At 71.4% G+C, this 7,676-nt stretch carries 7 protein-coding genes; 4 read left to right on the forward strand and 3 right to left on the reverse strand.

The genetic code is table 11. The annotated features are described in order from the left end of the window. Positions 1-52: 52 nt before the first annotated feature. Both ABTZ89_RS32400 and ABTZ89_RS32405 read right to left on the reverse strand, forming a co-directional pair. Positions 53-1,408, reverse strand: coding sequence for a hypothetical protein (locus tag ABTZ89_RS32400; protein ID WP_270954200.1), 1,356 nt, complete (start codon positions 1,406-1,408; stop codon positions 53-55). Positions 1,409-1,575: 167 nt separating this feature from the next. Next, positions 1,576-2,379, reverse strand: coding sequence for a hypothetical protein (locus ABTZ89_RS32405; protein WP_351051936.1), 804 nt, complete (start codon positions 2,377-2,379; stop codon positions 1,576-1,578). A 208-nt stretch (positions 2,380-2,587) separates the two neighbouring features. Here ABTZ89_RS32405 and ABTZ89_RS32410 point away from each other — a divergent pair, with 208 nt between their 5' ends. Next, positions 2,588-3,769, forward strand: a complete 1,182-nt coding sequence (locus ABTZ89_RS32410) for an AI-2E family transporter (protein ID WP_351051939.1) — start codon at positions 2,588-2,590, stop codon at positions 3,767-3,769. Between the two features lie 97 nt (positions 3,770-3,866). On the opposite strand, the gene ABTZ89_RS32415 is transcribed toward ABTZ89_RS32410, so the two are convergent. Next, positions 3,867-5,063: a GGDEF domain-containing protein gene (locus ABTZ89_RS32415; protein ID WP_270954205.1), complete on the reverse strand. Its 1,197-nt coding sequence runs from the start codon at positions 5,061-5,063 to the stop codon at positions 3,867-3,869. Between the two features lie 199 nt (positions 5,064-5,262). Here ABTZ89_RS32415 and macS point away from each other — a divergent pair, with 199 nt between their 5' ends. The 3 genes from macS to ABTZ89_RS32430 all read left to right on the forward strand — a co-directional run bounded on the left by macS (position 5,263) and on the right by ABTZ89_RS32430 (position 7,564). Continuing rightward, positions 5,263-6,411, forward strand: a complete 1,149-nt coding sequence (gene macS / locus ABTZ89_RS32420) for a MacS family sensor histidine kinase (RefSeq protein WP_270954206.1) — start codon at positions 5,263-5,265, stop codon at positions 6,409-6,411. After that, entirely contained in the window at positions 6,408-7,067 is a 660-nt protein-coding gene (locus ABTZ89_RS32425; RefSeq protein WP_270954207.1) for a response regulator, read from the forward strand. The genes macS and ABTZ89_RS32425 overlap by 4 nt, the downstream gene beginning before the upstream one ends. A 296-nt stretch (positions 7,068-7,363) precedes the next feature. Further along, positions 7,364-7,564 carry a hypothetical protein gene (locus ABTZ89_RS32430; RefSeq protein WP_351051944.1) on the forward strand — a complete coding sequence of 67 codons (201 nt, stop codon included), beginning with the start codon at positions 7,364-7,366 and terminating at the stop codon, positions 7,562-7,564. Positions 7,565-7,676: the final 112 nt, after the last annotated feature.

Consider the following 7,676-nt stretch of genomic DNA (forward strand, 5'->3'; position numbering starts at 1 on the left):
GCTGTTCCTCGGCACCTCGACAGCTCCCGCCCCGGTTCTTTCGTCCAGCGGATCAGATGCGGCTGAAGACCACCGTGTCGGCGTTCTCGAAGCTGCGCTGGTCGGACGACAGACCCGGCAGCGGCAGGGTCTGGTCCTGCACCGCGGTGATGTTCGGGATGCTGTCGCCGAGCACCGGCAGGGCCATGCCGCCGCTGCGCGGGGCCGGGACCGGCGCCGGGCGCAGCGGGCTCTGGGTGACGAGCTTGTGCTCCGGCATCGCGGCCTGCAGCTCGTCGACCACCTGCACCGCGACGTCGGACTGCAGCGGCGCGTCGGTGAACGTGATGGCGCGCGGGGCGGGCGCGTCCAGCGCGGAGGTGATCCGGCTGATGGTGGGCACCGAGGTCTGCCCGCCGCCCAGGGTGTTGAGCTCGCCGACCAGCGGCAGCGGCGCCTGCACGCCCGGGTTGTCGCTGCGTTCGGTGGTGCCCGGCGCCTTGCTCAACTGGAGCAGCGGCAGCCCGGACAGGTCCGGCAGCTCGTTGGCCTTGGCCTGCAGCTCACCCGGCACGTCCAGCGGCACGAACTCGCTGCGCGGGGCCGGCTGCGGCGCGATCGCGGACAGCGCCGCCGAGAGCACGTCGCCGGGGACGGTGTGCAGCTCGTTGCGGAAGCCCGGCAGCTCGGCGGAGGTGAGGTCCACCTGCTTGGCGTCGATCAGACCGCCGTGCGGCGGGGTGAGCACGCCCTGCCACAGGTCGACGATGCCCTCGGCCGGGCCGAACCCGTCGAAGTAGACGAGGTCGTCGTGCGGGGTCAGCAGATTTGCAGGGACATCCAGGACCGGACCCGATCGAAACGTCCCCTCGTCGAGGGCATGCGCACCTCCCCTGATCACCTCGCCGATGGGCCCGGCCCAGCTCAGCGAGCGGTGGAAGCCCTCGGCGGGGGTGACCGGCCGGTTGCCGTCGAACGGCGGCAGACCCGGCAGGCCCGCGTGCTCCAGCGGGCGCGCGTCGGCCGGGTCGGCGATCCAGCCCGCCAGGTGCAGCGGGGCGGCCGACGGCTCGGCGGGTGCGGGTTCGGTGTGCCAGTCGCGCAGCGCAGGCATCTCCTGCGTCATGTCGTTCTCGACGACGGGCAGCAGGTCCCGGACCGGGTCCAGGGTGCCCGCCAGCGCGGTCACCTGGTGCGCGGCGCGCGACTCGACCAGCGGCGCGTTCACCTGAGCGTTCTCCGGGAACAGGTCGCCGGACAGGCAGCGCCCATCGGCGCCGAGCTGGCCGAGCGCGTTCGCCGGCTCGCCGAGCGGCGAGGTCGGACGCTCCGGGCAGGCCTGATCGGCGGATGCGACGCCGCTGCCGACGGCCAGCATCCCACCGGTGACCAGCGCGGCCTGCACACCGCGCTTCGCCCAAGTCTGCATGGATTGCTCCTTCACGGGGTTTCCTCTGTCGGGGAGGGAACGGGTTCGAGCCACACCGCCGGCCGGGTGCGTGCAGCACGGCAGCGGGCCTTTCGGAATTGGCTTCGGGTTTCGCGCGGCCGGTTCGAGGCGCGCTCGCGCACCGCGACGACGTGGCCGCCGCGCGATCAGTCGGGAGTGGTTCCCGGCTGCGGTTCGGCAACGCTGGGCAGCAGCGTTGCCTCGATGTCGCAGCTGGGCGCACCGGCTCGGGCCGGGGCGCGGACCGGCGCGGCGGGGTGCCAGCCGAGCGCGGTGGTGTTGTGGTGCGGCCCGTCGGTGGCGCCGCCGCAGCCTGGGGCGCCGGGTGTCGAGGGCAGCACGAAGGGCGTCGCGCCGATGGGCAGGCGCGGCTGCGCCGGGGGCTCCGGCGCGGGAGGTTCGGGCGGCGAGAACCGCTGCGGCTCGGCCGACCGCGGTTCGGAAGCGGGTTCGGCGACGTCCTGCACCGGGCTCTCGACGGCGACGTCGGCGGCCGGTGGCTCGACGTGCGGGGTCCGGTCGGCCTCCACCGGCTGCTGCGGCGGCTGCGCCGGCTCGGGTTCGGCGGCGGTGTCCGGGGACGTGGTCCGGGTGGTGACCGCCAGCGCATCGCCGGCGACCTGCCCGACTTCGGCGGCGGGCTGCTGCAGCACCTCGGTGACGGGCTGGGCCGCGTCGAGCAGCTTCCCGGTCGGGCCCGAGTTGACCAGCTTGATCGGGTCGAGCCGGGTCAGCGAGAACTCCTCCGGGCCGGACTCGCCCGCCGGGGCGTCACCCGCGGCGTGCTCGGCCTCGGCCTCGGCCGCGGGCAGGTCCGCCGCGTCGGCGGGGCCGTGGTCGAGCAGCCAAGCCGCGGAGGTTCCGGCGACCGTCGCGCCGACCACCACGAGGGCACGGCTCAGCAGCCGCCACTGTCGGGCGGCTCCCGTCGTGCGGTCGCGGCGGGACATCTCGGGGCCAGAACCTCCTCGGCTCAGCGGTGTGACTCCCCACAGGACTGCGATCTCCTGCTTGCCGACGGGCACTCTTCCAAAACAACCGCCCCATCCGTAAGCGTTGGGCGACAGCTTCGCTACATCGTGTTACTGGTGATCGATCGACGTTGCGGGCTGTGGTCATCTGCGGACCCGGCGCTCCGGTCGGCGCTACGGTGGCAGGGTGAACGACTTCAAGATCGCCCAGCGGGACGACGCGGCCAAGTCCCTTCCGCGCGTGCTGCGGGTTTCGGCCGCGGTCAGCTGGCGCGCGCTGGTCATCCTCGGTGCCGTGTACGTGCTCGGGCTGGTCCTCGGGCAGATCTACGTCGTCGTGATCCCGGTGGCCATCGCGATGCTGCTGTCCGCGCTGCTGGCCCCGGTCGTCGCCGGACTCGCGCGGCGCGGCGTGCCGCGGTCCCTGGCGACCGCCTTCGTGCTGATCGGCGGGCTGGCCGTCGTCGGCGGTGTGCTCACCTTCGTCATCAACGCGTTCATCACCGGCTTCCCGGACCTGCAGCGGCAGGTCATCGCGTCGCTGACCGCGCTGAAGGTGCAGCTGGCGCAGGGCCCGCTGCACATCAACGACGCCCAGATCGACAACTACCTGCGGCAGGCGCAGGAGTGGCTGCAGGCCAACCAGGCGATGCTGACCAGCGGTGCGCTGTCCACCGCGGGCACCTTCGGCAACTTCCTGACCGGCCTGGTGCTGGCGCTGTTCACGCTCATCTACTTCCTGCACGACGGCCGCGGCGTGTGGCTGTTCGTGACCAAGCTGGCCCCCAAGCACGTCCGCCACAAGGTGGACGTGGCCGGTGTCCAGGGCTTCAAGGCGCTGGTCGGCTACGTGCGGGCGACCGCGATGGTGGCGGTGGTCGACGCGCTGGGCATCGGCCTGGGCCTGGTGATCCTCGGGGTGCCGCTGGCCATCCCGCTGGCCGCGCTGGTGTTCCTGGGCGGCTTCGTGCCGATCGTCGGTGCGGTGGCCTCCGGCGCGGTCGCGGTCCTGGTCGCGCTGGTGACCAAGGGCTGGGTGACCGCGCTGATCGTGGTCGGCGTGGTGCTGCTGGTCCAGCAGGTCGAGGGCAACATCCTCCAGCCGCTGCTGCTGGGGCGTGCGGTGCACCTGCACGCGCTGGCCGTCGTCCTGGCGATCAGCATCGGCGCGGTGGTCTCCGGCATCGTCGGCGCGCTGCTGGCGGTCCCGCTGGTGGCGGTCCTCAACGCCTCGATCCGCTCCCTCGTCGGCGACGAGGAACCGGAAGCCCCACCGGCGGACGAGCCCGCCCCCGTCAAGGACACCCCGGACCAGGAAGCCACCGAACCGCCGGAAGAGGACAAGGAACCCGAACCCGCCGACCGCTGAGGCCCGGCACTCCCGCAAATTCCATTGAAATCGGACGTGCGATTTCAATGGAATTTGGACTCCGCTCGTGGCGGAGCGCCGGGACCGCGGGGTTTCGTCAGGCGAGGGTGACGGCGTTGCGGCCGGCCGACTTCGCCGCGAGCAGGGCCGCGTCGGCGGCGATGATCAGGTCGGTGATCTGGTAGCCGAAGCGGGTCGTGGTGGCCACGCCGATGCTCACCGTCAGGTCGTTGAGCTCGCGCAGCTCGCCCTCGGTGTCCCGGGCGGGCACCGACAGCGCTGCCGTGGACCGCCGGATCCGGTCGGCCACCGCGCAGGCCGGCTCCGAGTCGGTGCCCGGCAGCAGCACGACGAACTCCTCGCCGCCGAACCGGCCGACCACGTCCTCCCGCCGCACGCTGCTGCGCAGCATCATCGCGACCGCGGCGAGCACGGTGTCCCCGGCCAGGTGGCCGAGCTCGTCGTTGACCCGCTTGAAGTGGTCCAGGTCGAGCAGCAGCAGCGAGACCGCTTGGTCGCGGGCGCGCGCCCGCGCGAGCTCGGTGCGCGCCAAGCGTTCCCAGTGCGCGAGGTTGGCCAGGCCCGTCTTGGCGTCGTGCTGCGCCGAACGCCGCCACTGCGGCAGCTGGCTGGCCAGGTCGAGCAGCACCATCGGCGGTCCGGCGAGCAGCGCGCTGGTCGGTTCGTGGCTCATCGCCACCGCCAGCAGCCCGCCGAGGCTCGCCGCGACGATGCCCAGCAGCACGTCGATCGGTTCGCCGAGCACGTGCTGGCGCGGCGCCTCCGGATTGCGCAGCCGGATGCCGATGGCCACCAGCAGCGCCCGCACCAGCAGCAGGATCGCCCCGGTCAGCACGAACTGCGCGGCGGTCCACCCCGGCACCTCCCAGCCGATGGCGAACCGCGCGGACAGCGTCGCGATCGTGGTCGCCGCCGTGGTGAACAGCCAGCGGTGCAGTTCCGGGCGGCCGTCCAGCACCCCGTGCAGGGTCGGCCCCAGCAGCAGCAGGACCAGCAGGTTCGGCGGCAGGAGGAGGATGCCGGCCGCCAGGTAGGCGATGTGCAGCGTCCACGGGTTGCGCCGGATCTGGCGCTTGACGTTGATCGACACCGAGGTGATCACGATGACTGCGCCCGAGGTGGCGGCCAGCATCACGAAGCTCAGCAGCTCTTCCGGCCGCGGCTCCCGGCTCACCCCGACGACCAGCGCGATCAGCACCAGCGCCACTGCTTGAACGGTGAGCACGTAGGCGATCGCCGCGGGCCGGAGTCGCCACAGCAGCCAGCCGCGCATTCGATCACCTCCGGTGCGCAGCCTTGCACAGCGAGTGGTAGCTGTGCTGCACACCACCCGAACTGCTCCGGTCGATGCCGCTGGTGATCACAAACACGCGGGGTGGTCGATACGGCGGTCTCCGCGAGCGGCTCGGTACGGCAGGATGGTCCGCTGGGAAGGAGCGAACTTGACCAGTCCGCCATCGAAGGAACCGCGGATGGCAGATGGGAGCTCGCCGCTCTGGCGCGGGCACAACATCTTCCGCATCGTGATGTTCCTGTACGCGTGCGGTTGGGTCGGCGCCCAGTACCACGAGTACGAACGGCCCTGGCTCGCCTTGGTCGTCATCGTGCTGATGGGCGTGTGGACCGCGTTCACCGTCTGGCGCTACTGGACGCCGGCCGGGCGCACCAACCTGCTCGTCGCGATCGACATCGTCGTGGTGACGGTGCTGTTCCTGAGCAACGAGTTCATCCTCACCGACCAGCAGATGGCCGACAGCGACCCGTCGGTGGTCACCGCCTGGCACCCGACCATGGTCACCGCCGCCGCCTCCCAGTGGGGGACCCCCGGTGGGCTGATCGTCGGGGCCTTCGCGGCCGCCTGCAACTTCTTGCTCCGCTGGAAGACCACCCCGGACATGGCGCTGGACACGGTGCTGCTGATCGGCGTCGGCACGGTCATGGGGATCGCCTCCAGCAGCGCCCGCACCACCACCGCGCGCCTGGCCCGCGCGCTGCGCGCGGAAGCCGCGACCGCCGAGCGCGAGCGGCTGGCCCGGGACATACACGACAGCGTGCTGCAGGTGCTGGCGCGAGTGCGCCGCCGCGGCACGGAGCTCGGCGGGGAGGCCGCCGACCTGGCGCAGCTGGCCGGCGAGCAGGAGATCGCGCTGCGCGCGCTGGTCGCGACCACACCCCAGGAGACCACCGAGAACGGCGAGACGGATCTGGCCGCGAAGCTCCAGGTGCTGCGGACCGGGCGGATCCACGTGTCGGTGCCGGGCAACCCGGTGCTCCTCCAGGAGCCGCTGAGCTCGGAGCTGTTCGCCGTGATCCGGGAATCGCTGGCCAACGTCGAGAAGCACGCCGGGCCCGACGCCCAGGCGTGGGTGCTGCTGGAGGAGCTGCCGGACGAGGTGGTGGTCAGCGTCCGCGACGACGGGCCGGGCATCCCCGAAGGCCGGCTCGACGAAGCGGCTGCCGAGGGGCGCCTCGGGGTGGCCAAGTCGATCAAGGGCAGGGTGGACGGACTCGGTGGCACGATCACCCTGGACACCGAGCCCGGAGAAGGGACCGAGTGGGAGATCCGGGTTCCCCTGCCCGGTGCGAAGCCGGCCAAGCGCCGCAGAGGAGGAGAGCGATGAGCAAGCCGACCGTGTCCGTGATGGTCGTCGACGACCACCCGATGTGGCGCGACGGAGTTGCCCGCGACCTGGCCGAGCGCGGCTTCGAGGTGCTGGCCACCGCCAGCGACGCCGCGTCCGCGCTGCGCATCGCGCGGACGGTCAAGCCCGACGTGGTGCTGATGGACCTCAACCTGGGCGAGCCCTCCGGGGTGACCGCGACCCTGCAGATCACCCAGGAGATCCCCGGCACCCGCGTGCTCGTGCTGTCGGCCAGCGGCGAGCACAGCGACGTGCTGGAGGCGGTCAAGGCCGGTGCTTCCGGGTACCTGGTCAAGTCGGCGTCGGCCGAGGAGCTGGTGGACGCCGTCGAGCGCACCGCCGCCGGGGACGCCGTGTTCACCGCCGGGCTGGCCGGGCTGGTGCTCGGCGAGTACCGGCGGATGGCGATCACGCCGGACTCGGAGACGCAGGCCCCGCAGCTGACCGACCGGGAGACCGAGGTGCTGCGGCTGGTCGCGAAGGGCATGACGGCCCGGCAGATCGCCAAGAAGCTGGTGATCTCGCACCGGACGGTGGAGAACCACGTGCAGTCCACGCTGCGCAAGCTGCAGCTGCACAACCGGGTCGAACTGGCCCGCTACGCGATCGAGCACGGCCTGGACCAGGAAGCCTAAGCGCGTTTCCGCTGCTCACGAGCCCCGCCACCCGAGACCGGTGCGCGGGGCTTTTCGTTGGGTGAGGGCGATCTGGTGCAGGAATTTCCGGATTCACCCGATCCATCTAGGAAAGCTCTTGTCGGATCCGGATTTCCCTGGTCGCGCGGAGAACACGCAGCGTCATCGCAGAACCGGACCTCCGGGCGACGACGGCGCGTGACGCGCCGGTGACGGGCTGGTGACGGGGCCTTTGGCGTACTCGTCCCCAGCGGCTGAGCCGCAGTCGAAATTCCGTCGAAGACTAGGAGCAGACCATGTTCGAAACCCACGAGTTCGCTGAACTGCTGCCCGAGCGCAAGGCCCTGGGCGGCTGCTGGTGGGACGGCTTCGGAGACATCGACCAGAACATCGACGTCGACCAGGACGTCGACGTTGACGTCGACAACGACTCCTTCGCCGGTGACGTGGACGTGACCGCGTTCAACAACGCCAACGTGAACCAGCACGCCAACTGATTTGCCCAGTAGCCGATGAGTTGATGATGAAGTAGAAGATCGTGTCCGGTGAGACGTAGCTGGCCGCAACCGCGACGTAACCGACCAGTGTGGACAGCAGGATCGCCTTCCA

Source organism: Saccharopolyspora sp. NPDC002686, from assembly GCF_040295745.1.
GTDB classification, from domain to species: Bacteria; Actinomycetota; Actinomycetes; order Mycobacteriales; family Pseudonocardiaceae; genus Saccharopolyspora; species Saccharopolyspora oryzae.

Coding starts and splice junctions, on each gene's coding strand:
- ABTZ89_RS32400 (WP_270954200.1), bottom strand. CDS start 1,408: ATGCAGACTTGGGCGAAGCGCGGTGTGCAGGCCGCGCTGGTCACCGGT.
- ABTZ89_RS32415 (WP_270954205.1), bottom strand. CDS start 5,063: ATGCGCGGCTGGCTGCTGTGGCGACTCCGGCCCGCGGCGATCGCCTAC.
- macS (WP_270954206.1), top strand. CDS start 5,263: ATGGCAGATGGGAGCTCGCCGCTCTGGCGCGGGCACAACATCTTCCGC.
- ABTZ89_RS32405 (WP_351051936.1), bottom strand. CDS start 2,379: ATGTCCCGCCGCGACCGCACGACGGGAGCCGCCCGACAGTGGCGGCTG.
- ABTZ89_RS32430 (WP_351051944.1), top strand. CDS start 7,364: ATGTTCGAAACCCACGAGTTCGCTGAACTGCTGCCCGAGCGCAAGGCC.
- ABTZ89_RS32425 (WP_270954207.1), top strand. CDS start 6,408: ATGAGCAAGCCGACCGTGTCCGTGATGGTCGTCGACGACCACCCGATG.